Below are 21,678 nucleotides of genomic sequence, written 5' to 3'. Positions count from 1 at the left end.
GGGAGGGCACGCGGGGGAAAGAAGAAGGGACGCCGAAGAGGCGTCCCTTGCAATTCTGACAGCTGACAACTTAGCGGTTGACACGGGCAGCCCAACCACTGCTGTCGTAGTGCGGTGCAGTGGTCAGGTGAGCGCAGGCTCCGCCTGGGGTACGTCGATGCTCTCGAGAAGCGAGTCGTGAGAAGCGGCAGCCGCGAGCGCGTCGTTCTCGGCCTGAATCCGTACGAGCTCGGATTCGAGGTCCTGTACACGCTGCTGGAGCCGTCGCATCTCGGCGATGAGTCGCGGGTCGGAACCGCCGACGTAACCGAGAAGCGCCTTTGCCATGATGGATGGTCCTCCACACTGAGTGACCGACCGAAGCGGTGTGGGTCGTGAGGGAATCGCACCCGCGATGCTTGACACTTACTAAATTTTTGCTGCGGTTCCACATGCCAAACAGCTAAGGTGCGCGGGGCTTTCAGCGTCTCACCAAAAAGTTTGACGGTCAACACGATCACGCCCCGTATCGGTGGGCAACCCGCTGTCGCGCGGCCCTTCGGACGGCTGCGCTGCGACTCCTGCGGGACCCGGGGGGCCTGGAGATCATCCTTCTCTGCGGAGCCTGCCACGCCGAGCCGTTCTTGGCAACCACCAGGTCATTTCTGCTTCTGGCAGGTGCCGGTGGCATGCCATACCGCTTCCGTCAGGGGCGTTGCGCAGGTCGCCGTCACCGGATCGCGAAGCCGTCGTAGATCCCCCGGGGCGTGTCCCAGATCTCAGTGACTCCGTCCACACGCCCGGGTGTGTCGTCCCCCTGGAGCCAGTCGAGCAGACCCTGGCATCCGGCCCGGGTTCCTTCCGCGACCACCTGGACCCGTCCGTCGTCCAAATTGAGAACAAAGCCACTCAGGCCGCCGATCTCCAGCGCCTTGGCCCGCGTGAACCAGCGGAAACCCACACCTTGGACACGTCCGCGCACCCAAACGACCAGCCGTACAACCTCGTTCATGGGTGCACGCTAACCGGACAAAGTCTCTCGCAGCACTTCCTCCTCTCCCGCCATGCGGTACCGTCCCGACCCAATGAGTCTCATATGAAACTCACTCTTTCGAGTGAGGGACGCTGACCAAGAACGAGGAAGGCCAGGAGATGGGACGCCACGGACGCTCCGCCGCCGGACGCGCCGCCACAGGCCGCACCACCGGGGTCACGGAGAACTACGGACCCGCTACGGAAAGTTACGGTCCGGAGAACCTGTACGGCTATGCCGCCGTCGCCGACCTCCCGCCGACCGCCGCAGCCCGCTCCCACCGCAGGCGGAAGACCGCGACGCCGGTACGCACCGGGCTGCTCGGCGTCTCCGCGGCCGTGGCGCTGGGCACCGTGGCCGTCGCTTCCGGCGTACTGCCCGGCACCGAGAACTACTCGCTCGGTGGCGGCGGCAACAACTCCGACAGCGTTCAGGCCGTGGGGTCCCCCTCCAGCCAGGAGACCCAGCAGGGCGGTACGTCGGGCAGCGCGAGCGCGGACGGCCGCGAGGGCACGTCGACGAGCCGTGACGCCGACCGCTCCGCGTCGCCCTCGGCTTCGGCATCGGCGTCGACCGCTCCCGTGACCTCGCCGGCCGCGCCGACGACGGCGCCCTCCCAGGAGCCCACCACCACCAAGCCGGGCAAGTCCGCAGGCGGGAACAAGCCCGCGACTCCGCCCGGGCAGGCCTCGAAGACGAAGGCGCCCACGACCACCGCCCCGGTCGACGTCTCCGCCCAAACGGCGGCCGGGACCGAGGTGCTCAAGCTGGTCAACGACGAGCGGGCCAAGGTCGGCTGCAGTCCGGTGGCGGCCAACAGCGCCCTGTCCGACCTCGCCCAGGCCTTCAGCGAGGACATGGCCGCACGCGACTTCTTCGACCACACGGACCCGAGCGGGCTCAGCCCCTGGGACCGGGCGGCCAAGGCCGGGATCACCAGCCTCGGCGGCGAGAACATAGCCCGCGGCCAGGCCGACGCCGCCGCCGTCATGGACGCCTGGATGAACAGCCCCGGCCACCGCGCCAACATCCTGAACTGCGACTTCAAGACCCTGGGCGTGGGTGTGCACCTCGGCACCGGCGGCCCCTGGTGGACGCAGGACTTCGGCTACTGAGACAACCGCAGGTCGGCGCCCCGTTCAGGGCCGACTCAGCGCCGACCAGCTCATGGCGTCCGCTCAGGTCGAAGCCCTGATGGCCCTGGCTGCGGCGGTGGCACACCGGCGGGACGTATCGGGCCACATCGTTGATCGGCCAGGCCGCGCGGACGTGGGCGCCGTCATGCGCGTCGGATGACCAGCACGGCCACGTCGTCGAGGTGGTCCACCGCGACCGCGGCGTCGAGGATGCGGTCGGCGGTCTCCTCGGCGTTCAGTCCGTTGCGGAGGGCCGCGCCGGCCAGAGTTCCGGCTCGCTCCAGCCCGGCTTCCAACGTGAGGCCCGGTCCCTCGACCACGCCGTCGGTGACCATGACCAGCGCGCTGTCCTCGTCCAGGGTGAAGACCTCCTCGCGGTACTCGATGTCGGGCACGACTCCCAGGACCGGCCCGCCCGGCAGCTCGAGGATGCTGTGGCTGCCGTCCCTGCGCGCGCACAGCACCGGCACATGGCCCGCGCTGGCGCCGGTGACCCGTCCGTCGCCTGGGTCTATATGCAGCATGGTGCAGCTGGCGAATCGTGCCGCGTCCATCGTGACGAGCAGCTCGTTGGTGCGCGTCAGCACGGTCGCGGGATCCGGTTCGTGGGCGGCGATCGCGCGCATGGAGGCGCGTACCTGTCCCATGGCCGCGGCGGCGTCCACGTCGTGCCCTTGCGCGTCGCCGATCTCCATGGCGACCGTGCCGTCGGGCATCACGAAGGCGTCGTACCAGTCTCCGCCGATGTCCAGCCCGTCGCGGCTTGGCCGGTAGCGGGCGGCGACCTCCAGGCCCGCGAGGTGCTCGGGCAGTGTGGGAAGCATGGTCTTCTGCAGCGCGGTGGCCAGCTCGACTCGTGCGTGTTGCAACCTGATGCGCCTCAGTGCCTGGCCTGCCAGGTCGGCGAGAGTACCCATGAGGGTCATCTCGTCCAAGGACGGCCTGCATCCGCTGCCGTGGGTCACCAGCCACGCCCCGAGTGGCTGGTTGCCGGTCTCGCTGAGGGGGGTGATGGAGACGGCGTAGTCGGAGCCGAGCCGGCCGAGCCGCGGAAATTCGGCCCCGTGTGGCCAGCGGTGGATGTAGTCCTTCCGGTTGGGGACGAATCGTGGCTTGCCGGTTCGGATCGCCTCCGCCACCGGGCTCGGATCGTCCAGTGGCAGGCCGTCCAGGACCTCGGCCTCCCACATGGCTATCCCGGCATCGGTGGAGACGCGCAGGCGGCCTTCGTCGACGAGCGCGAGCAGGGCGCCGGTGGCGCCGAACGTTGCGGCGAGCCGGGTCAGGGAGACCTGCTGCAGCTCCTGCTCCGTGGCCGCACCGATCAAGGCGGAGGAGAAGTCGGCGATGTCCTTGGCGCGCTGTCGCTCGGCAGCCAACGCGGCCTGCGCCTTCTCCTTGCGCTTCTCCTGCTTGGTGTCGTCGCGGACCACCCCGAAGATCCGCTCGGGGCCGCCATAGCCCAGCTGGATCCGACGGGTCTGAGCGGCCAGTTGGTGCCAGCCCTCGTGCTGGGGGAGGTACCGCAACCTCACCCAGCGGGACTGCTGGGGAGAGGCCGAGCGCAGGAGCTGCCGCAAGGCCTCCCGGTCATCGGGGTGCACTGCCGAGATCACTGTGGAGAGCGACGTAGTGGGATCCGGAAAGAGCGCCGCCAGGGCGGCTGCGCCACCGAGCCACTCCAGCTGGTGCTCATCGGATGAATACATCCACAGGCCGAGGTGGGCGGCCGAGGTGGCCATCCGGAACGGGATCAGCAGGCTGGCCAGGTCGTTTCGCGCATCCAGGGCGTGCACCCAGATCAGCTGCTCGTCACCGGTGGGATGTCTGACCGTCCGTGCCTCGACCAGGCAGGCGACGGGTGTTCGGCGTCGCCCGGGGAAGTCCAGCACCCGCATCGCGACCGTCTTCGTCCTGGCGGCGGCCACCACGAGACTCTCGGCCGACATCCGCTGGCTTGCGGGCCACAGATCACCGAAGTCATGTCCCACGCACTGCTCCGCCGGCCTGCCGAGCGCTGTGGCCATCGCGGCGTTGAGGCTGTGGATGGCACCGCCCAGCGTCAGAAGAGCCGCCGGGTCAGCTCCTCGAAGGAGTTTGTCCGAGGCATCCATCTGTGACCCCCTGGCACATACCAAAACAGCCTGTTCGGTCATTTTCGCGCACTTTGCCACGATTCATCGGCAAAGGGTGCCGGGCATGAGAACGGCCCCCGACCGGTTTACCTGGTCAGGGGCCGTTCATCTCCGGTGGGTGTGGGATTTGAACCCATGGCGCCTGAACAGGGGGAGCGGCAGGAGCAGCCTGGCCAGAGGCGGGGATCTTTCCGGGCACCAAGTCGGTAAAGCGTTTACGCGGCCACCCCGGCCACCGCCGCGCGTCCCAGGGCGAACGCCCGCGCCGCCTCCGCGACCCGGCGTCCGAGGTGCTCCGCCGTGGCGATGTCGGCCTTGTGAACCGCCTCCGGACCCTCGTCGACGTTGGTCTGGGCGGCGGCGCCGGCGAAGACGCCGAGGCGGTTGAGGTCGTGCTCGGAGGCCGAGGAACTGTTCCAGCCCGGGTGCAGACCGAGGTTGACCCAGTTCATGCCGTGCTGGGCGGCCAGGATCTGGAAGAACTGCAGGGTGTGCAGCTTGTCGCCGCTCTTGGAGCCGGAGTTGGTGAATCCGGCGGCGAGCTTGTCACGCCAGTCCTGCCCGAACCAGCGCTTCGAGGACGCCTCGGCGAAGACGTGGAAGGCGCCGGAAGCGGTGCCCATGTAGGTGGGCGAGCCGAACACGATCGCGTCCGAGGCGTCGAGCAGTTCCCACTGGGCGTCGGTGATCTCGTCGACGTTGATCAGGTGCACCTGGGCACCGACCTCGGCGGCACCGGAGCGAACAGCCTCGGCGAGGACGGCGGTGTGGCCGTAGCCGGAGTGGTAGGCGATGGAAACGACAGGGGTACTCGGGGTGCTCACGATGGGGACTCCTCCAGGTGGTAACAACGAACCAAAGGAAAGCACTAACTTTCAGTTAGCGCAACTCTCTGGTTAGCGCTGCGTCGGAGTATGGTGAGCGCATGGAACCCAGCGTGCAGACCGCCGAGCGCGGTGAGTGTCAGGACCTCCCGTACGACGTGTTCGCACGCAGCTGCCCGTCCCGGGGCACGCTGGAGCACGTCACCGGACGCTGGGGATCGCTCACGCTCGGAGCGCTGCACGAGGGCACGTTCCGCTTCAACGAGCTGCGGCGCAGGGTCGACGGCGTCAGCGAGAAGATGCTCTCCCAGACACTGCACGCGCTGGAGCGCGACGGCCTGGTGCACCGCGAGGCACAGCCCACGAACCCCCCGCGCGTCGACTACACCCTCACCCCGCTCGGTCGCGAGGTCTCCGAGCGCCTGCTGACCCTCATCCACTTCGTCGAGGGCCGCATGGACGATGTCCTGGAGGCCCGCGAGCGCTACGACGAGACCCGCGAGAGCTGACCTGGGGCCGCGGCCACGACGGGGCGGGCGGCTACGGCGTGACGCGTGGCGGGCGCTGGCAGCGCGGGCAGAAGTAGCTGGACCGGTTCATCCAGGCGCGCCGCCGCATCGGCGTCCCGCAACGGCGGCAGGGCTCGCCCTCGCGGCCGTAGGCGTCGAGCGAACGGTCGAAGTATCCGGACTCGCCGTTGACGTTGACGTACAGGCTGTCGAAGCTGGTGCCGCCGACGGCGAGGGCCTCGTTCATGACGTCGCGGATGTGGCCGAGGAGTTCGGCGGTGCGCGGCCGGGTGAAGCCGGCGGCGGGGCGTTCGTAGTGCAGTTTGGCGCGCCAGAGCGCCTCGTCCGCGTAGATGTTGCCGACCCCGCTGATCAGCGACTGGTCGAGCAGGGCGCGCTTGATCGTCGTACGCCGGGCGCGCAGGGCCGTGTGGAAGGCGGCGTCGTCGAAGAGGGGGTCCAGCGGGTCGCGGGCGATGTGCGCGATGACGTCCGGCAGGCCGTCCGGGGTGTTCTCGTGGAGGGAGAGCCCGCCGAAGGTGCGCTGGTCGACGAAGCGCAGCTCGGTGCCCTCCGCCCCGGCGGGGGCGGGCGTCCGGGTGTCGTCGAAGCGGATGCGGATGCGCAGGTGTTTCTCGTCCGGGGCGTCCTGTGGCTGCACCAGGAGCTGGCCGCTCATGCCGAGGTGCGCGAGGACGGAGAACGGGGAGTCGTCGAGGGGAAGCCAGAGGTACTTGCCGCGGCGCATGGCCGGTCCTACACGGTGGCCCGCGAGCGCCTTCGCGAACCCCTCGGGTCCGGCGAGATGCCGCCGTACGGCGCGTGGGTGCCGTACCTCGACCGAGGTCACGGTCCGCCCGCTGACCCACCGCGCCAGGCCGCGCCGCACGACTTCGACCTCGGGCAACTCGGGCACGGGACTCCTCCGGAGGGGCGGGCACGGAAACGGTCGCCCGAAGGCTACCTCGTGGTCGCGTCACCCGGACGGGGGCCCGGGACACAAGACGCATGAGGCCCCTGTCGCGGCGCGGACGCTGCGACAGGGGCCTCATGCTTACGAAGGTGCTACGAAGGAATCAGGCCGTGGTGGCCGAGTCGCTCGTCGGAGCCGAGGGGGTGTCGGCGGTCCCCTCGGCGGCCTTGGCAGCCTGCTCGGCGGCCTGAGCCGCTTCCTCGGCGGCCTTGGCCGACTTCGCGCGTTCGTCCGCGGCGGCGCGGATGGCACGCCACGCGGACTCCGCGGCCTGCTGCTCCGCTTCCTTCTTGCTGCGGCCGGTGCCGGTGCCGTACGAGACGCCTCCGACGCGGGCGGCAGCAGTAAAGGTCTTCTCGTGGTCCGGGCCGGTCTCCGAGACCAGGTACTCGGGAACGCCGAGCCCTTCGGTCGCGGTGAGTTCCTGGAGACTGGTCTTCCAGTCCAGGCCTGCGCCCAGATTCGAGGACTTCTCGATCAGTGGGTCGAAGAGCCGGTGGACGAGTTCGCCCGCCGCGTCCAGACCCTGGTCGAGATAGACGGCGCCGATCACCGCTTCAAGGGTGTCGGCGAGGATGGATGCCTTGTCCCGGCCTCCCGTGCCTTCCTCGCCCCGGCCGAGCCGGATGAAGGAGCCGAGTTCGAGGCCGCGGCCCACTTCCGCCAGCGCACGCGAGTTGACCACCGCGGCCCGCAACTTGGCCAGCTGGCCTTCGGGCAGGTCGGGGTGGGTGCGGTACAGCGTGTCCGTGACCACGAGGCCGAGCACGGAGTCCCCGAGGAACTCCAGGCGCTCGTTGGTCGGCAGACCGCCGTTCTCGTACGCGTAGGAACGGTGGGTCAGCGCACGCACCAGAAGGGCGGACTCGAGCTTGTACCCGAGCCGCCCTTCCAGAAGCGTGTGGGACGAGGCTGTGTTGTCCGCCTTTTTCTTGGCGTTTGGGTCCGCCTTGGCGTCAGACATCAGACCTCTCACCAGCCGCTCAGACCTCGAGGACCTGGCGCTTGTTGTAGGTGCCACAAGCAGGGCAGGCGATGTGCTGCTGCTTGGGCTCGTGGCAGCGCTCGCACGCAACCAGGGTGGGGACCGCAGCCTTCCACTGCGACCGGCGGTGGCGCGTGTTGCTGCGCGACATCTTCCGCTTCGGAACAGCCACGGCTACTTCTCCTGCTTCTCGTCGGCGTGCGCTGAAGGAAGCGCGCCGCCGCTCATCTCGTCCTTCTCGCCATCTTCGAGTGAACCGGCGAGTCCCTGCAGTGCCGCCCAACGGATGTCGACGGCGTCGTGGTGGTGGTCCGGGTCGTCCGCGAGCCGGGCTCCGCATTCGGAGCACAGGCCGGGGCAGTCGTCCTGGCACACCGGCTGCATCGGCAGTGCGAGCACCACCGCATCACGCAGCACGGGTTCGAGGTCGAACAAGCCGTCCTCGATGAAGAGCCTGTCCTCGTCTTCCTCGGCGTCGTCGGCCGGCTCCGCTTTCACACGGCCCCGGTCGTCGGCGTCAGGGTACGAGAACATCTCCTGGAAGTCCGCTTCGAGCTGCTGCTCGAGCGGCTCCAGACACCTTACGCACTCCCCCTTGGCCCGTGCACGGGCGGTGCCTGTGACAAGCACCCCTTCCATGACCGACTCAAGGCGGAGCTCGAGCTCCACCGGGGCGCCTTCCGGCACTCCGATGACTCCTTGGATCCCGAGATCCTTGGGGGCGTCGATCGTGCGGGTCAAGCGCTGCTGCGCGCCAGGACGCCGCCCCAGCTCGTGTGTGTCGAACACGAGAGGGTTGCGGTGGTCAAGGCGGGTGTTCAGAGCCATTCCTGCTTTCGATCTTCGAAGCTCAAGGGGATGCCACCCCTGGAGTTCCGTGGGCAGCGTTGATCGCGGACGTACACGCGACCGAAGAGCCAGGATACTGGACCTTTCGCTCTCGGCCCAATCCGGTGCCCAGCCGGTACCCGGACGTTGTCCGTCCGGGGTCAGCGGCCCTGCTCGTACGCCCTCAGCTGCTCGGCGCTGATCATGGTGGTGTCGAAGAGGCTGGTCTCGTCCAGGGCGTTCGCCATCGGGTCCAGGGCCCCCGGCTGCTGCTGCGGGTAGACCTGCTGCCCGCTCTGGTCGTACGCCGCCTGCTGGTCGTAGCCCTGCTGCTGCGGGTAGGCGGCATACGGGTCGGCCTGCTGGTAGCCGTACGCGTCCTGCTGGGCGTACTGCTGCTGATAGCCGTAGGGGTCGGGCTGCTGCTGGTACGCGTAGGCGTCCTGCTGCTGTCCGTAGTTCGGCTGGGCCGGCACCTCGGGGGTCTGCGCGGGCCGCTCGGGGGTCTCCGAGAGCTCGGCGAGGCCGGCCAGGTAGTCGGAGTCGCTGGTGTGGTGGCCGGGTGTCCCGTCCTCCGCGAAGGTGCCCAGCTCACCCAGGTCGTCGCTGGCGATGCGGCCGTGCAGCTTCTGGCGGCCCTTGCCGACGGCCTCCAGGGTCTTGGCGAGGACCGCCTCGAAGGCGCCGAGCTTGACGTCCACGTACACGTCGGCGTCCCGGCGCAGGGTCTCCGGGTCGTGGCTGCGCTCGGGGGCGTCCTCGTCCTCGTAGCCCTGCTCGTCGATGCCGGGGCCGGTGCCGAGGAGCTTCTCGCGGCCGCGGCCGACGGAGCCGAGGGTCTTGGTGAGGACGACCTCGAAGTTGGCGAGCTTGGAGTCGACGTAGTCGTCGGCCTCCGCGCGGACCTCCTCGGCCTCCCGGCGGGCCTCGGCGAGGATGCGGTCCGCCTCGTTCTGGGAGCGGCGGGCGACCTCGGTGTCGGAGATCAGGGAGCCGCGCTGGGCGTGCGCCGACTCGATGATCCGCTCGGCCTCCTGGCGGGCCTGCTCGACCATCTGCTCGCGGCCGCCGATCAGCTCCTCGGCCTGCGCGAGGGAGCCGGGCAGTGCCTGGCGCACCTCTTCGAGCATCGAGAGGAGCTCGGCGCGGTTGACCACGCACGAGGCCGACATGGGCATGGAACGGGCGCTGCCGACCGCCGCGACGATCTCATCGAGCTTCTTCTGCACGTCCACCGTGTGCTCGCCACTCTCTACAGCTGTGATGGAGACGGACGGGTCGACTGTACGACCACTCCCACCCCGCCCGACACCTGGTGACGCACTGTCAGGCGCTCAGCTCTTTCCGAGCCGCCCCTTGAGCGCCTCCAGGACGACCTCCGGCACCAGGTGGGAGATGTCGCCGCCCCACTGTGCGACCTCCTTCACGAGCGAGGAGGAGAGGAAGCTGTAGGTCGGGCTGGTCGGGATGAACAGCGTCTCGACACCCGAGAGGCCGTTGTTCATCTGGGCCATCTGGAGTTCGTAGTCGAAGTCGCTGACCGCGCGCAGGCCCTTGACGATGGCGGGGATGTCGCGCTGCTTGCAGAAGTCGACGAGGAGGCCGTGGTAGGCCTCGACCTCGACGTTACCGAACTCGGCGGTGACCTCGCGGATCAGGTCGATCCGCTCCTCGACGGTGAACAGGCCCTGCTTCGACTGATTGATCATCACCACGACGTGCACGACGTCGTAGAGCCTGGAAGCGCGGGCGATGATGTCGAGGTGTCCATTGGTGATGGGGTCGAATGACCCCGGACAGACGGCGCGGCGCAACTGTGATCCCTCGCTCTCCGGTCCGGTCATCGTGCGTCTTCGCACGTAGAGGCGGCGCGACCGTACCAAAAGGTCCCCTCGCCGTAACGACGGGCCCGGATGGCGTCGAAACCGTCCGGCCAACCGAATTCGCCGCCTCTGGTGCTGCGCTCCACGGTGACGAGCGCTTCGGCCGCGAGCCAGCCCTGCGTCCGGAGTGTGAGCAGAATCTCGCGAAGATCGTCGTCGGAGACGGCGTACGGCGGGTCGAGGAAGACCAGGTCGTACGGATCCGTCGGCGCCGATCCCTGGACGATCTGCTCCGCTTTGCCCGATCTCACCTCGGCGCCGGGCAGGCCCAGCGTCTTCACGTTCTCGCGGATGATCCTGGCCGCGCGGGCGTCGGCCTCGACGAGGAGGGCGTGCCCGGCGCCGCGGCTGAGTGCCTCCAGGCCTACGGCGCCCGAACCCGCGTACAGGTCGAGGACGCGCTCGCCCTCCAGCGGGCCGCCGAGCAGGGACTGCCAGGTGGAGAAGAGGCCCTCGCGCGCCCGGTCGGAGGTGGGGCGGGTGCCGGTGCCCGGCGGGACGGCCAGACGGCGTCCGCCGGCCCGGCCGGCGATCACGCGGGTCATGAGGGTCCTTTGCGCTGGAAGTGTGTCGGGGCCAGTCTCTCAGCCCTTGTCCAGATACTGCTCGCGCTCGTCGTCGAGGAGGGCCTCCAGGGCCGTGCGCAGACCGGGGAGGGCGGTGAGCTCGGGGTCGGCGGCGACGACCGAGGCGGCCTCCTCGCGGGCCTCGGCGATGATCTCCTCGTCTTCGATGACGGCGAGCATGCGCAGCGAGGAGCGGACTCCGGACTGGGCCTGGCCGAGCACGTCGCCCTCACGGCGCTGTTCGAGGTCGATGCGGGAGAGCTCGAAGCCGTCGAGCGTGGACGCCACCGCGGTCAGCCGCTGGCGGGCCGGGCTCGCCTCCGGCATCTCGGTGACCAGGAGGCACAGTCCGGCGGCGGAACCACGGCCGACGCGTCCGCGCAGCTGGTGGAGCTGGGACACGCCGAACCGGTCGGCATCCATGATCACCATGGCCGTGGCGTTCGGCACGTTCACCCCGACCTCGATCACCGTCGTGGCGACCAGGACGTCCGTCTCGCCCGCGGCGAAGCGGCGCATCACGGCGTCCTTGTCGTCGGGCTGCATACGGCCGTGCAGGACCTCGACCCTGAGTCCTTGGAGGGGTCCTCTGGCGAGCTGGTCGGCGACGTCGAGGACGGCGAGGGGCGGGCGCTTCTCGGCCTCGTCCTCGGGGGACTTCTTCTTGGCCTTCTTCGGGTCGGCGGGTTCATCGATGTCGTCGCCGATGCGCGGGCAGACCACGTAGGCCTGATGGCCGTTCTCCACTTCTTCGCGCACGCGCTCCCACGCGCGCGTGAGGAAGTGCGGCTTGTCGGCGGCGGGGACGACATGGCTGGCGATCGGCGAACGCCCGGCGGGGAGCTGGTCGAGGACCGAGGTCTCCAGGTCGCCGAAGACGGTCATCGCGACCGTGCGCGGAATGGGCGTGGCGGTCATCACCAGGAGGTGCGGCGGCTGCTTGCCCTTGCCGCGCAGGGCGTCGCGCTGCTCGACACCGAAGCGGTGCTGCTCGTCCACCACGACCAGGCCCAGGTCGTGGAACTGCACCCTGTCCTCGATCAGCGCGTGGGTGCCGATCACGATCCCGGCCTCACCGGTGACCAGGTCGAGCAGCGCCTGCCGCCGCCCCGCCGCCCCCATGGACCCGGTGAGCAGCACGACCTTGGTGGAGTGCTCGGACCCGCCGAGCATGCCGCCCTCGGCGAGCTCGCCCATCATCTCGGTGATCGACCGGTGGTGCTGCTGGGCGAGCACCTCGGTCGGCGCGAGCATCGCGGCCTGCCCGCCCGCGTCGACGACGGCGAGCATGGCGCGCAGGGCGACCATGGTGTTGTGGGTGACGGTGAAGTTGTCGGTGACGTAGGCGTGGCTCGGGTGAGCGACGCTGATGCACTGGACCTGCTTGCGCCCCACGTACTCGACTGCGCGAATCCCGCGTCGGAGAGTGTCGTATTCCGGCCGGGGGCGCATCCGGTCCGCCTTCCGGGCGAGCCGAAATGGGCCGTACTCCTCGGGCAAGGCGATCGATACGTCGAAGGCGGCCTCCTTCGGCAGGACCCGCGCACGTCCCCCGAGCGACCGGACGAGCCAGGCCACATCATCGGCCAGCCGCCTGGAGACCGAGCGGAAGGAGACGCTCATGCCCTGGGCGTCCACAGTCCCGTCCGTGTCCATCAGCCCCTGCAGTACGGCGAGACGGTCCTTGATCGAGGTGTTCTTGAAGACGGGAGGAAGGAATTTGTCGTGCGAGCCCGCCCCCCAAAGCCCGAGCGCACGCAGCGCACCGACCACCGGATTCTCTGGTGTGTCCCCCCTTGGCCCCGAAAGCCTGAGGGTGTGATCACAGCGCGAGCCGGGCACCGCCACCAGTTCGCAGTCCGGAGGCGAGGCGAAGCGGACAGCCGCCAGAATCTCCTCGTCGATTGTCGACATGCGGAGGTTGTGCCTGAAGGATCCAGCCCCCAGAAGCAGCCCGAAGAGATAGGGGTCCAGGGGCGGCGTCGTTCCATCGCTGAGATCCACTGGCGTGACCGCCGGGAGGTACCACTTCGACGAGCCGTTCGCCTTGTGGATGTCTGCTCTGATCTCCCGGGCAGTCAGCACCTTCGGCTCCTGACCTCGGTCCCACGCGCCACTGGTGCCGACGATCCACAGGTGCTCGTCATCGCACTCCACCGTGGAGTCGTCGGACAGGACAAGCTGCCAGACATCGCGTTCGCCCTGCGGAAAGACTCCGTCGACCAGGGCGATGTCACCCACGGGAGTGACAACAGCGTCCCCGACTGAGACATCACCCATTCTCTTGAAGCCCGCAGGCGTCAGGACCAGGGCGTCAAGGGGCTGAGCCTTTCCCGAACCGACTTCCCCCTGGAGCAGCCGGTGCATCGGGTGCTCGGTGGCGAGGTCGTCGAAGATCTCCTTGGAGACCTTCTGCTGGCCCTCGGTGAGAGTGAAGGGCAGCTTGGCGTCGAAGGCGGTCAGCAGCCCCTCGGGCTTGGGGAGACGGGCCACGGCGGGGAGTTGGGCGTCGGCGTGGCGGCGGCGGGCCAGGGCGACCTGGAGGACGAAGGCCTCGTCCCACTTGAGACGGGCGCGGGCGTCGTGGATGTCCGCCTTGGTGTGCGGGCGGTGGATCTTCAGGAGGGCCTCGGGGAGGGAGACCAGGCCGCGACCGTCCCGCAGGGAGTCCGGCAGCGGGTCGACGGCCTCCTGGGCGCTGAGCAGCACCGTCTGCACGGACTTGGCGATCTTCCAGGACTCCAGCTTGGCGGTGGCCGGGTAGATCGGGATGAGCGCGCCCGCCCAGGAGTCGACGGTCTCGGCGGCGTCGTCGCTGTCGGAGCGCAGCGGCTCGTACGCCGGATGGGCCAGCTGGAGGCGGTGGTTGAAGACGGAGACCTTGCCCGAGAACATCGCGCGGGTGCCGGGCAGCAGGTCCTTGTGGGGTTTGTGCACCCCGTTGCCGAAGAAGACCAGCTGGAGGCGGCCGCTGCCGTCGGTGATGGTCACTTCGAGGCGCTGGCCCTTGCCGCGGGGCGCCTTGGCGGAGGCGAAGGTGAGCAGGCGCGCGTCGGCGACCTGGGCGACCACCGTGACGTGCTCGTCCATGGGCAGGTCGGCGAGGTGGGTGAGCTGCCCGCGCTCCTCGTATCTGCGCGGGTAGTGGTGCAGCAGGTCGCCGACGGTGTGCAGGCCGAGGTGCTCGGCCATCACCTTCGCGGTGGGGGGACCGAGCACCTTTTTCAGTGGTTCATCGAGCGCGGGCACGAGATCCATTGCACACCACACCACTGACATTGCCGTATACGTCCCGGAAATCCGCTGGTCAGACGGCTCGTTCCGGGCCTAGGATGACGCGCTCCGGCCCTCTTCGCGGTCACCGTCCCCCGGGACCGCCCGACCCCGCGCCGTCGCACGTCCCCCCACCCTCGGCGCAGCGACGATGGACTCCCAGACCTCACAGTCATCACAGGCATCCCAGTCACCTCACACCTTCCAGGTCGACCTGCGTGGTCTGGTGGACCTGCTCTCCCATCACCTCTACTCCAGTCCCAAGGTCTACCTGCGCGAACTGCTGCAGAACGCCGTGGACGCGATCACCGCCCGGCGGGCGGAGCAGCCGGACGCCCCGGCCGCCGTACGCCTGTACGCCGAGGGCGGCACTCTGCGTGTGGAGGACTCCGGCATCGGGCTCACCGAGTCGGACGTGCACAGCCTCCTCGCGACGATCGGCCGCAGTTCCAAGCGGGAGGACGGCCTGCAGGCGGCGCGCTCCGACTTCCTGGGGCAGTTCGGCATCGGGTTGCTGGCCTGTTTCGTGGTCGCCGAACGCATCCGCGTCGTCAGCCGCAGCGCGCGTACGCCCGACGCGGCGCCCGTGGAGTGGACGGCGACCGACGACGGCTCGTACACCGTGCGCACGCTGCCGCACGAGGCCCGTCCCGAACCGGGCACCACCGTGCACCTGGTGGCGCGCGCCGGAGCCGGCGAATGGCTCACCGAGGAACGGGTCCGCTCCCTGGCCCGGGACTTCGGCTCGCTGCTGCCGTACGACGTACGCGTCGGCGACGAGGCGATCGCGGACCTTCCGGCGCCCTGGGACCGCAGCCATCCCAGCCCCGCCACCCGCAGGGTTGCCCTGGCCCGCCACTGCCACGACCTGTTCGGCTTCACACCGCTGGACACGATCGACCTGAACGTGCCGCTCGCCGGAGTCCGCGGCGTGGCGTACGTCCTGCCCTCCGCGGTCAGCCCCGCACAGCGCGCGAGCCACCGGGTGCATCTGAAGGGCATGCTGCTCACCGAGCGGGCCGAACAGCTGCTGCCCGACTGGGCGTTCTTCGTGCGCTGCGTCCTGGACACGGACAGCCTGCGGCCCACCGCCTCGCGCGAGTCGCTCTACGAGGACGAGACCCTGGCGGCCGTACGCGAGGCCCTGGGCGAGCGCATCCGGTCGTGGCTGACGGGGCTCGCGGCGGGCGACCCGGAGCGTCTGGCGGCCTTCCTGTCGGTGCACCACCTGGGCGTGAAGTCCCTGGCGCGGCACGACAACGAGATGCTGCGCACGATGCTGCCGTGGCTGCCCTTCGAGACGACCGACGGACGGCTGTCCCTGGAGGAGTTCGCGCTGCGTCACCCGGTGGTGCACTTCACGCGGACCGTGGAGGAGTACCGGCAGGTCGCGCCCATCGCCTCCGCACAGGGCATCGGAGTGATCAACGGCGGCTACACGTACGACAGCGAGCTGGTGGAGGCGCTGCCGTCGGTGCGTCCGGGGACGGTCGTCTCGGAGCTCGACGCCGACACCGTGACGGCGCACCTGGACGCCGTCGACCCGGCCGAGGAACTGGCCCTCTCGGGCTTCCTGATGGCCGCCCGGGCCAAGCTCGATCCCCTGGGCTGCGACGTGGTGCTGCGCGCCTTCCACCCGCTCTCCGTGCCCGCCCTGCACCTGGACGACCGGGCGGCCCGCCACGAGCAGGCCCGCGCGGAGGCCGAGGAGCAGGCCGACGACCTGTGGGCCGGCATTCTCGGCTCGCTGCGCGGCAGCGCGCCCCGCGCCCGCCTGGTCCTCAACCACCTCAACCCGCTGATCCGAAGGATCAGTTCACTGCGCGACCCGGAGCTGATAGGCACGGCCACCGAATCCCTCTACGGACAGGCCCTGCTCATGGCGCAGCGCCCCCTGCGGCCCGCCGACTCCGCGCTCCTCAACCGTGCGTTCATCGGCCTCCTGGAGTGGGCCACCCACACCGAGCCCGGGAAGGACGACCTGCGATGAGCCAGGCCATGGGCATGGACTTCGACACCCTGCGCCAGGCGATGGCGGACAACCAGGAGCAACCGGAGGGTCCCGCCCGCAACACGCGCGCGGAGCAACTGCTCGTCGAGGCCGAGAGGCTGAAGATCCCGCTCGCCGTGATCGAGGCGCTCGGACACCAGCTGAAGGTCTACAACTACAGCTCCGAGAAGGACAAGATGTTCGTCCCCTTCGCGCGCCTGCTGCGCATGTGGGACGAACGCCCCGAGGACTTCGACGAGTACGAGACCCACTCCCTGCACTGGGTCTTCAAGTGGATGTCGGCCGGCATGCTCGACCAGCCGCACATCCCGCTCGCCTCCATAGAGAAGTGGCTCGGCGAGATGGAGCACCGCTACCGGCTGGCCGGGCACTCCGAACGGGCCGTGCGCGGGGCCGAGTTCAGCGTCGCCGCGCACCTGGGCGACCTGGGGCGCGCCGAGCGGGCGTACACCGCCTGGCTGGCCGCCGACCGGGACACCATGGCCGACTGCCACGCGTGCGAACTCCACAGCCAGGGGTGGTGGCGGGCGGAGCGCGGCGCCGACGAGGAGGCGCTGGAACTGTGGCGCCCGGTCCTGGAGGGCGAGTACACCTGCGCCCACGAGCCGCACACCGTCCTGGCGTCTTCCCTGGTCCCCCTGCTGCGCCTGGGCCGCCTGGACGAGGCCCGCGCCCATCACCTGCGGGGCTTCCGGCTGGTGCGCCCCATGGAGAGCATGCGCGCCGCGTACGCGGACCACGTGGAGTTCTGCGCGCTCTCCGGCAACGAGGCGCGCGCCCTGGAACTGCTCGCGGAGCGCCCCGCCTACTTCACCGACTCCGGGGACCCGCGCAGCAAGCTCGACTTCATGGCCGTGACGGCTCTCCTCATGGACCGCCTGACCGGGCTCGGTCTCGGCGATCAGCCGGTGCCGGGTCCGGCCGGCCGGGAGTGGACCGCGAGCGGGCTCGCCGTCCACGCGCGCGGGCAGGCCCTTTCCCTGGCGGCGCTCTTCGACGCGCGCAACGGCACGTCGTACGTCAGTGAGCGGGCTCGCGGGCGGATGGACCAGCGGCCGTTGGTCGAGCGGTTGCCGCTGGGGGTGCGGTCCCGGTCCGCGCGACACTTGTCGCCTTCGGGCTCCGCAGCGGGTTCGGGTTCCGCAGCGGCTTCGGCTTCGGCTTCGGCTTCGGCTTCGGCTTCGGCCCGATCGTCGGCCGTCGTCGTGGAGTCGGATGCCGGCTCGGACCCGTTCTCGCTCTCGGCGCTGCTCGCCGAGGCCCGGCGGCTGTCCGCGACCCGGAGCCCGGACGCCGTCGAGGCCTGGGCGGCGGTCTCACGGGCCGCCGAGGGCCAGGAGCTGGACGTCCGCGACCGCGCGGAGATCGCCGACCACGCGGCGATGGAACGCGGTCCCGAGGGCATCGGGCTCTTCCATGAGGCGGCCGAGCTCTACGCCGAGGCGGGCGACCCCGGCGAGGCGCTCGCGGCCCGTGCCCGTGCCGCCTACGTCCTCGCCCTCACCGGCGGCCCCGAGGAGGCGCTCGCGACCGTCTCGAAGCTGTACGAGGGGGTGCTCGCCCTCCTCGCGGAGGGCGGGACGGGGGTGTCCCAGGCCGCGTCCGTGCTGGTGGGGCGGGCGCGGATATTGATGCAGTTGGTGCAGGAGGGCGCGGACGCCGATTCCGGGATCGCCGGGGACGAGGTCGTGGGCGCCGCCGAAGCGGCCGTGCGGGAGCTCCTGGCGCTGGCCGAGCCGCACCTCTCGGACGTGCGGATGGCCTCGCGGGCCGCGGAGGCGCGCGCGATGCTCGGGGAGCTCGCGGCGCACGCCGGGGACGCCGAGAGCGCCGCGGAGCTGCTCGGGCAGGCCGCGCAGGCGTTCGTGGCGGCGGGGTTGCCGTGGTTCGCCGTGGAGTACGAGTCCCGGCTCGCCGGGATCGCCCGGCACCTGGGCGACGCGGAGGGGGCCGAGCGGGCCGCGCGCGCGGCGCTGGAGCACGGAGGGCCTCGCCTGGAGCCGATGGGGCACGCGCAGTTGCACCTGCAGCTCGCCGAGGTCCTGGGCGCCACCGGGCAGTTCGGGCCCGCCTCGGAGCACGCTCTGGAGGCCGCGCACTGGGCCGACGAGGCGGGCGAGGGGCCCACGCTCGGCGCCTGGGCCCGGCACCAGCTCGGCGGGTTCCTGCTCCGTCAGGGGCGGTGGGCCGAGGCCGCGGAGATCCTGGAGTCTGCGCTGCCCGACCTGACCACCGAGATGCACGGCGACGGTGCGATCGTGCAGACGCGGTGGTGGCTCGGCGACTGCCTCACCGAGCTCGGCGAACACCGTTCGGCGGCCGAGCACTGGTTGCGGGCCGCGGACGTCGCCCGGCACTGGCCCGAGCAGCGTGACCACGCGATGCTCGCCCATCTCGCCGCCGAGGCGCTCGGCCACGCCGAACTGCCCGCGCAGGCCGAGCAGGCGTACGCGCGCGCCGGTGACCTGTGGCGTGACCTCGGCAACGTCCACGGTCTGATCCGGTCGCTGCGGGCCCGGGCGTGGGTGGCGTTGCGTACGGACTCGGGGCTGGACGGGGCGCGGGAGTCGATGGCGGCGGCGGTGCGGGAGTGCGAGGAGGGGCTTCGGGCGGTGTCGACCTCCGTCGGGGCCGAGGCAGGAGAGGGCTCCGATGCCGCGGAGGGCTCTGATGCCGCGGAGGCCCGTCATCGTCTTGTCGCCGAACTCGGTCACACCCATCGGCAGTTCGGTGACCTCGTAGCCCGTTCCGTTCCGGACGACGTGGAGGAGGCTCTGGCCCACTACACGCGGGCCATCTCCGTCTTCGCGTCCCTGGGAGACGACGCCCTCGACGCACGCACCGGGGCTGAGCTCGCGGCGGGGTGGCTGGAGGCCGATCTGCTTCGGCCCGCGGCCGCGGCCGCACGCGCGCGTGCGGTGCTTTCCGCGTACGCGGGTGTGGACGGGGAGGCCGCCCAGGCACGTCGGGCCGAGGCGGAGAACATGCTGGGCGTGACGGAGAAGGCGTGATGGAGAGACAGCGGGACCAGTGACGGGCCAGGGCGGGGCCCGGCGAACTGGGCGGTCGGCTCCCCACCAGGCGTCAGCCAAGCGACTCGGCCGGGCGGGGATCCGGGGCGCAGCCCCGGCCCAGGGGCGCGGGGAACTGCGCGACCAGCCCCCACCCACCCGCGGCCGAAGAACACACCCGGGGGCCCCGAGGCGGCTACTCCACCCCGATCAGCAGCAACGCTCCCTGTCGCCCGCCCCGGTACGCCACCGTGTCCACGGCCAGGTACGACTCCCGGACCCGTGCTTCGAGATGGGCGGCGATGGAGCCGGGAGCCTCGTCGCCCAGGACGAGGGTGACCATCTCCCCGCCGGCGGCGAGCATGCGGTCGAGGACGGTTTCGGCGGTGGCGGTGATGTCGGAGCCGATCACGGCGACATCGCCGTCGATGAGCCCGAGGACGTCGCCGGCCTGGCAGATGCCGGCCATGGTCCAGGACTGGCGCTCGGCGACGGCGACCTCGGCGTAACGCGTGGCGCCCGCCGCCGAGGTCATGGCGACGACGTCCTCGTCGAAGCGACGTTCGGGCTCGTGGACGGCGAGCGCGGCGATGCCCTGCACCGCGGAGCGGGTCGGGATCAACGCGACCCGGACGCCCTCCGTACGGGCCTGCTCGGCGGCCGCCGCCGCGGTGTGCCGCAGATCGGCGTCATTGGGCAGCAACACCACCTCGCGCGCGTGGGCCCGGCGTACGGCCTCGACGAGTTCCCCGCTCGCGGGCGGTTCCCCGGGCCGCGCGAGGACGGTGGTCGCCCCGGCCTCGGCGTACAGCCCGGCCAGTCCTTCGCCGGGCACGACCGCCACCACGGCCCGCTGCGCCCGCTCCCGGGGCGGTCGCCCGGCCGCGCCCGCCGTGTGGGCGTCGCCGAGCCCGAAGTGCGTGATCCGGATCCGGTACGGCCGCCCGGCCTCGACCCCCGCCTCCACGGCGGCGCCGGCGTCGTCCGCGTGCACATGGACGTTCCACAGCCCGTCCCCGCCGACCACGACGAGCGAGTTGCCGAGGCGGTCGAGCCGGGCCCGCAGCCGCGCCACGTCCGCGTCCTCGGCCTCCAGCAGGTAGGTCACCTCGAAGGCCGGGCTGTCCTCCCCCGGCCGGCCGTCCACGCACACGCCGTTCACATCCACACGGTCCACGCCACTCACGCCGTCCATGCCATTCACGCGCGTGTGGACCTCGCCCGCCACCCGTCCGGCGCCCGGGGACTCCCCCGTGAACGTCTCGGCCAGTGCCGCCAGCACCGCCAGCAGCCCCCGCCCACCCGCGTCGACCACACCGGCCCGCTCCAGCACGGCCAGCTGGCCGGGGGTCGCCATGAGGGCCGCCCGTGCTCCCTCGTACGCCGCGCACGCGACCGTGCCGCAGTCACCCTCCGTACCGGTGGCCGCCTCGGCGGCGGCCGCGGCGACCGTGAGGACCGTGCCCTCCACGGGGTGCGCGACGGCCTCGCGTGCGGAGTCGGCGGCCTGTCGGAGGGCCAGCCGGAGGGCCTGTCCGTCGGTGTGAGCGGTCTCACTCTCGGCCGCACTGCCGGTCTCACCCCCGGCCCCACCCGCGGCCTCACCATCGACGGCGAGTACCTGCGCCATGCCGCGCAGCAGCTGCGCGAGGATCGTCCCGGAGTTCCCGCGGGCCCCGATCAGCGCCCCGTGCGCCATCGCCCGCACGGCGTCGGCGAGAGTGGGCAGACCGGCCCCCGTGACCCCTGTGGAAACGGACCCGGAGGCAGCGGACCCCTTGGGGCCGGCCCCCGTCACCGTTTCGTAGCCCGCGAAAACCGCCTCCACCGCCGCGGCCGCCGACTCCACCGTCAGATACAGATTCGTCCCGGTGTCCCCGTCCGCGACCGGGTAGACATTGATGGCGTCGATCTCCTCGCGGGCCCGCCCCAGCGCCTCCAGCGCGAGGCCGCACCAGGTGCGCACCGCGAGAGCATCCAATGTCTGCGGCACCTGCGGCACCTGCGCCTCCTTGAGCTTCTGGACGTGGCACGCAGCGTAGACCCAGGACGGGTTACTGACGGTAGGGGGCCCCAAGGAGGGCCGGGGTGAGCTCGGGGCCAGCCATGGTAGTTTCGTTCTCCGGACGCAGTCGTTGTATGCTGCTCCAGTTGCCCGATTCGATCGGGTCTTCCCCCTGGCACCGCCACTCAGATCCTAGATCTCGATTCCGGCATGCCGGGATCAACCGTAAGAGCATCTGAAGTCTTTGGAGTGACCCGTGGCTGCCAACTGCGACGTCTGCGGCAAGGGGCCGGGCTTCGGCAACAACATCTCGCACTCGCACCGCCGTACGTCCCGTCGCTGGAACCCCAACATCCAGCGCGTCCGTACCGTGGTGGGCGGGACGCCGAAGCGCGTGAACGCTTGCACCTCGTGCATCAAGGCCGGCAAGGTCTCGCGCTGACGCAACGCTAGCGCGCGGCCTCTGCTGGTTCGCTTAAAAACCGGTCCACCTCAGGGTGGGCCGGTTTTTTGTCGTGGCGGGTGTC

Annotated in this window: 18 protein-coding genes; 5 read left to right on the top strand and 13 right to left on the bottom strand. The window is 70.6% G+C overall.

Annotated features, from left to right (window positions below):
• Positions 1-123: 123 nt before the first annotated feature.
• Positions 124-327: a hypothetical protein gene (locus ACIQTP_RS21410; RefSeq protein ID WP_028802434.1), complete on the bottom strand. Its 204-nt coding sequence runs from the start codon at positions 325-327 to the stop codon at positions 124-126.
• A gap of 382 nt (positions 328-709) precedes the next feature.
• A complete protein-coding gene (locus ACIQTP_RS21405; protein WP_403401810.1) occupies positions 710-991 on the bottom strand; it encodes an acylphosphatase in 282 nt (93 codons plus the stop codon).
• 140 nt (positions 992-1,131) lie between these two features.
• Between ACIQTP_RS21405 and ACIQTP_RS21400 the strand changes: the two genes are divergently transcribed.
• On the top strand, positions 1,132-2,127 hold the full coding sequence (locus tag ACIQTP_RS21400; RefSeq protein WP_403401808.1) for a CAP domain-containing protein: 996 nt from the start codon (positions 1,132-1,134) through the stop codon (positions 2,125-2,127).
• 164 nt (positions 2,128-2,291) lie between these two features.
• Here the strand turns inward: ACIQTP_RS21400 and ACIQTP_RS21395 are convergent, their stop codons facing one another.
• Together ACIQTP_RS21395 and ACIQTP_RS21390 are read right to left on the bottom strand one after the other, a co-directional pair.
• Positions 2,292-4,262, bottom strand: coding sequence for a SpoIIE family protein phosphatase (locus ACIQTP_RS21395; RefSeq protein WP_403401806.1), 1,971 nt, complete (start codon positions 4,260-4,262; stop codon positions 2,292-2,294).
• 236 nt (positions 4,263-4,498) lie between these two features.
• Positions 4,499-5,107, bottom strand: coding sequence for a flavodoxin family protein (locus ACIQTP_RS21390; RefSeq protein WP_403401804.1), 609 nt, complete (start codon positions 5,105-5,107; stop codon positions 4,499-4,501).
• A gap of 101 nt (positions 5,108-5,208) precedes the next feature.
• Between ACIQTP_RS21390 and ACIQTP_RS21385 the strand changes: the two genes are divergently transcribed.
• Positions 5,209-5,616 carry a winged helix-turn-helix transcriptional regulator gene (locus ACIQTP_RS21385; protein ID WP_402045952.1) on the top strand — a complete coding sequence of 136 codons (408 nt, stop codon included), beginning with the start codon at positions 5,209-5,211 and terminating at the stop codon, positions 5,614-5,616.
• A gap of 31 nt (positions 5,617-5,647) precedes the next feature.
• Here ACIQTP_RS21385 and mutM read toward each other — a convergent pair whose 3' ends face one another.
• From mutM to ACIQTP_RS21345, 8 genes are all read right to left on the bottom strand, one after another.
• On the bottom strand, positions 5,648-6,532 hold the full coding sequence (gene mutM, locus ACIQTP_RS21380) for a bifunctional DNA-formamidopyrimidine glycosylase/DNA-(apurinic or apyrimidinic site) lyase (RefSeq protein ID WP_382182870.1): 885 nt from the start codon (positions 6,530-6,532) through the stop codon (positions 5,648-5,650).
• Positions 6,533-6,692: 160 nt separating this feature from the next.
• Entirely contained in the window at positions 6,693-7,553 is an 861-nt protein-coding gene (gene rnc, locus ACIQTP_RS21375; RefSeq protein ID WP_402045947.1) for a ribonuclease III, read from the bottom strand.
• A gap of 19 nt (positions 7,554-7,572) precedes the next feature.
• Entirely contained in the window at positions 7,573-7,746 is a 174-nt protein-coding gene (rpmF, locus tag ACIQTP_RS21370) for a 50S ribosomal protein L32 (RefSeq protein ID WP_028802425.1), read from the bottom strand.
• A 2-nt stretch (positions 7,747-7,748) separates the two neighbouring features.
• On the bottom strand, positions 7,749-8,402 hold the full coding sequence (locus tag ACIQTP_RS21365) for a YceD family protein (protein WP_403401801.1): 654 nt from the start codon (positions 8,400-8,402) through the stop codon (positions 7,749-7,751).
• 161 nt (positions 8,403-8,563) lie between these two features.
• Positions 8,564-9,637 (bottom strand): ATP synthase F0 subunit B, encoded by a 1,074-nt coding sequence (locus ACIQTP_RS21360; RefSeq protein ID WP_403401799.1) that lies wholly within the window; start codon positions 9,635-9,637, stop codon positions 8,564-8,566.
• 99 nt (positions 9,638-9,736) lie between these two features.
• A complete protein-coding gene (gene coaD / locus ACIQTP_RS21355) occupies positions 9,737-10,246 on the bottom strand; it encodes a pantetheine-phosphate adenylyltransferase (RefSeq protein ID WP_402045938.1) in 510 nt (169 codons plus the stop codon).
• On the bottom strand, positions 10,243-10,830 hold the full coding sequence (gene rsmD, locus ACIQTP_RS21350; protein WP_067371037.1) for a 16S rRNA (guanine(966)-N(2))-methyltransferase RsmD: 588 nt from the start codon (positions 10,828-10,830) through the stop codon (positions 10,243-10,245). Before rsmD ends, coaD begins: the two co-directional genes overlap by 4 nt.
• A 39-nt stretch (positions 10,831-10,869) precedes the next feature.
• Complete coding sequence (locus ACIQTP_RS21345; RefSeq protein WP_403401796.1) at positions 10,870-14,109, bottom strand: helicase-related protein; 3,240 nt, start codon at positions 14,107-14,109, stop codon at positions 10,870-10,872.
• Between the two features lie 166 nt (positions 14,110-14,275).
• Here ACIQTP_RS21345 and ACIQTP_RS21340 point away from each other — a divergent pair, with 166 nt between their 5' ends.
• Positions 14,276-16,114, top strand: coding sequence for an HSP90 family protein (locus ACIQTP_RS21340; protein ID WP_403401794.1), 1,839 nt, complete (start codon positions 14,276-14,278; stop codon positions 16,112-16,114).
• The gene (locus tag ACIQTP_RS21335; protein ID WP_403401793.1) at positions 16,111-19,146 is read left to right on the top strand and encodes a tetratricopeptide repeat protein; all 3,036 of its coding nucleotides are present in this window, start codon (positions 16,111-16,113) and stop codon (positions 19,144-19,146) included. The genes ACIQTP_RS21340 and ACIQTP_RS21335 overlap by 4 nt, the downstream gene beginning before the upstream one ends.
• A gap of 196 nt (positions 19,147-19,342) precedes the next feature.
• Here the strand turns inward: ACIQTP_RS21335 and ACIQTP_RS21330 are convergent, their stop codons facing one another.
• Positions 19,343-21,148, bottom strand: a complete 1,806-nt coding sequence (locus tag ACIQTP_RS21330) for a DAK2 domain-containing protein (RefSeq protein WP_403401791.1) — start codon at positions 21,146-21,148, stop codon at positions 19,343-19,345.
• Between the two features lie 259 nt (positions 21,149-21,407).
• On the opposite strand from ACIQTP_RS21330, the gene rpmB reads away from it, so the two are divergent.
• Entirely contained in the window at positions 21,408-21,593 is a 186-nt protein-coding gene (gene rpmB, locus ACIQTP_RS21325) for a 50S ribosomal protein L28 (protein ID WP_003993230.1), read from the top strand.
• Positions 21,594-21,678 lie beyond the last annotated feature (85 nt).

It is taken from the genome of Streptomyces sp. NPDC090798 (assembly GCF_044768965.1).
In the GTDB taxonomy this organism is placed as follows: Bacteria; Actinomycetota; Actinomycetes; order Streptomycetales; family Streptomycetaceae; genus Streptomyces.
Note: the sequence above shows the minus strand (reverse complement) of the source record. Positions and strands in the feature narration are given on the sequence as shown.

Bases quoted from the DNA above. Each gene is read 5' to 3' on its own strand.
- ACIQTP_RS21410 (WP_028802434.1), bottom strand. From the start codon at position 327: ATGGCAAAGGCGCTTCTCGGTTACGTCGGCGGTTCCGACCCGCGACTC.
- ACIQTP_RS21405 (WP_403401810.1), bottom strand. From the start codon at position 991: ATGAACGAGGTTGTACGGCTGGTCGTTTGGGTGCGCGGACGTGTCCAA.
- ACIQTP_RS21400 (WP_403401808.1), top strand. From the start codon at position 1,132: ATGGGACGCCACGGACGCTCCGCCGCCGGACGCGCCGCCACAGGCCGC.
- ACIQTP_RS21395 (WP_403401806.1), bottom strand. From the start codon at position 4,262: ATGGATGCCTCGGACAAACTCCTTCGAGGAGCTGACCCGGCGGCTCTT.
- ACIQTP_RS21385 (WP_402045952.1), top strand. From the start codon at position 5,209: ATGGAACCCAGCGTGCAGACCGCCGAGCGCGGTGAGTGTCAGGACCTC.
- rnc (WP_402045947.1), bottom strand. From the start codon at position 7,553: ATGTCTGACGCCAAGGCGGACCCAAACGCCAAGAAAAAGGCGGACAAC.
- ACIQTP_RS21365 (WP_403401801.1), bottom strand. From the start codon at position 8,402: ATGGCTCTGAACACCCGCCTTGACCACCGCAACCCTCTCGTGTTCGAC.
- coaD (WP_402045938.1), bottom strand. From the start codon at position 10,246: ATGACCGGACCGGAGAGCGAGGGATCACAGTTGCGCCGCGCCGTCTGT.
- rsmD (WP_067371037.1), bottom strand. From the start codon at position 10,830: ATGACCCGCGTGATCGCCGGCCGGGCCGGCGGACGCCGTCTGGCCGTC.
- ACIQTP_RS21345 (WP_403401796.1), bottom strand. From the start codon at position 14,109: ATGGATCTCGTGCCCGCGCTCGATGAACCACTGAAAAAGGTGCTCGGT.
- ACIQTP_RS21340 (WP_403401794.1), top strand. From the start codon at position 14,276: ATGGACTCCCAGACCTCACAGTCATCACAGGCATCCCAGTCACCTCAC.
- ACIQTP_RS21335 (WP_403401793.1), top strand. From the start codon at position 16,111: ATGAGCCAGGCCATGGGCATGGACTTCGACACCCTGCGCCAGGCGATG.